The organism is Microbacterium sp. GbtcB4 (assembly GCF_019091465.1).
Classification (GTDB): domain Bacteria; phylum Actinomycetota; class Actinomycetes; order Actinomycetales; family Microbacteriaceae; genus Microbacterium; species Microbacterium paraoxydans.
In genome coordinates this window covers 1-230 of sequence record NZ_JAGXJJ010000741.1, presented here as the reverse complement: position 1 = coordinate 230, position 230 = coordinate 1, and the positions used below count along the sequence as shown (strand labels likewise).

General features: G+C 68.3%; 1 pseudogene. It reads right to left on the bottom strand.

The annotated features are described in order from the left end of the window. Positions 1 to 120 precede the first annotated feature (120 nt). A pseudogene (gene rpsM, locus KVS71_RS19470) lies at positions 121 to 230 on the bottom strand (30S ribosomal protein S13); the annotation flags it as partial.

Sequence of the window (230 nt, the reverse complement as noted above, 5' to 3'; positions counted from 1 at the left end):
GAAAGCCGTCTTAGTGTGGGCCTGGCCCAGCGCGATGTTCTTCATCTCCTAGCGGCGCGGCTTGCGCGCGGCGGCCTTGGGTGCAGCCATGAAAGTGTTCTCCTAGACCCTGGCCGCTGCTTAGCGGGCCTTCTTCTTGCCGGCGACGGTGCGCTTCGGGCCCTTGCGGGTACGGGCGTAGGTCTTGGTGCGCTGACCGCGGACCGGAAGGCCACGACGGTGGCGGGGGC